Here is a 1,344-nt window from a genome sequence, read left to right on the forward strand (position 1 = left end):
GGATCAGGCAGCACCTCTCCAGGGCTGGGACCTGCCCCAAGAGTTCGCCACGCTGCGTCGCCTGATGGAAGGCCGCATGGCAAAGCATGGCCGGCGCGAGTATGTGCAGGTGCTGCGTCTACTGGAGAGCTTCGAGCTTGCCGACCTGCATGCGGCGGTGAAGCAGGCCCTTCAACTCGGAGCAATCGGCTTCGACGCCGTCAAGCACCTGATCCTGTGCCGGGTGGAGCGTCGGCCGCCGAGACTGGACCTGTCTATTTATCCCTACCTGCCGAGGGCGACGGTCGAGACGACATCGGCGAAGGCGTATATGCGACTGCTTTCCGCGCATGGGGAGGAAGCGGCATGAGCGCTGAAGTGCCCGAGATCCTGCTCTCCCATTACCTCAAAACCCTCAAGCTTCCGACCTTCCAGCGCGAGTATCAGAAGCTGGCCCGGCTATGTGCCACAGAAGGCGTCGATCATGTCGGATATCTCACCCGGCTTGCCGAGCGGGAGATGATCGAACGGGATCGACGCAAGGTCGAACGCCGCATCAAGGCGGCCAGGTTCCCTGTCGTCAAAAGCCTCGACAGCTTCGACTTCTCTGCCATCCCCAAGCTCAACAAGATGCAGGTCCTGGAACTGGCGCGCTGCGAATGGATCGAGCGCCGCGAGAACGTCATCGCCCTTGGTCCTTCCGGCACGGGCAAGACCCATGTGGCGCTCGGCCTGGGATTGGCGGCATGCCAGAAGGGCCTGTCCGTCGGCTTCACGACCGCTGCCTCGCTAGTCAGCGAGATGATGGAGGCCCGTGACGAGCGGCGTCTGCTCCGCTTCCAGAAACAGATGGCCGCCTACCAGCTTCTCATCATCGATGAGTTGGGCTTTGTGCCACTCTCCAAGACTGGCGCGGAATTACTCTTCGAGCTGATATCGCAACGCTACGAACGCGGAGCCACCCTGATCACCAGCAATCTTCCGTTTGACGAATGGACGGAAACCTTGGGGTCGGAGCGCCTCACTGGCGCTCTGCTCGATCGCATCACCCACCACGTCAACATCCTCGAGATGAATGGCGACAGCTATCGTCTCGCCCAAAGCCGCGCCCGAAAGGCCGGCTGAAACACCCTCGCAAAATCACCGCGTGCGTATGAGACCCCCGCTCGGGCTACGCCCTCCCGGCGGTCTCACACGCACGCAAACCGTGGCCTGGTTTTACTCCGCCCATTGGCCGGATTTTGTTCCGCCGTTGACACCGTCTGGAGCATAATCGATCTCGACGCGATTGGTTGCACCAGCGATGCCGGCATTGATCAACCTGGATCCGAAGCCGAACGCCGTCGGAGAAGAGACGGGTGGTCC

The 1,344-nt window shown here is 61.6% G+C and carries 1 protein-coding gene and 1 pseudogene; both read left to right on the forward strand.

Annotated features, from left to right (window positions below; all coding sequences use genetic code 11):
• Nucleotides 1–349: pseudogene (locus GKG01_RS08965) on the forward strand (IS21 family transposase); the annotation flags it as partial.
• Complete coding sequence (gene istB / locus GKG01_RS08970) at nucleotides 346–1,104, forward strand: IS21-like element helper ATPase IstB (protein ID WP_154274630.1); 759 nt, start codon at nucleotides 346–348, stop codon at nucleotides 1,102–1,104. The pseudogene GKG01_RS08965 and the gene istB, both read left to right, overlap by 4 nt.
• Nucleotides 1,105–1,344: the final 240 nt, after the last annotated feature.

This window comes from Finegoldia sp. BIOML-A4, assembly GCF_009679635.1.
GTDB lineage: Bacteria > Bacillota > Clostridia > Tissierellales > Peptoniphilaceae > Finegoldia > Finegoldia magna.

Excerpts from the sequence above, each read along its gene's own strand:
- istB (WP_154274630.1), top strand. The coding sequence starts at position 346 with ATGAGCGCTGAAGTGCCCGAGATCCTGCTCTCCCATTACCTCAAAACC.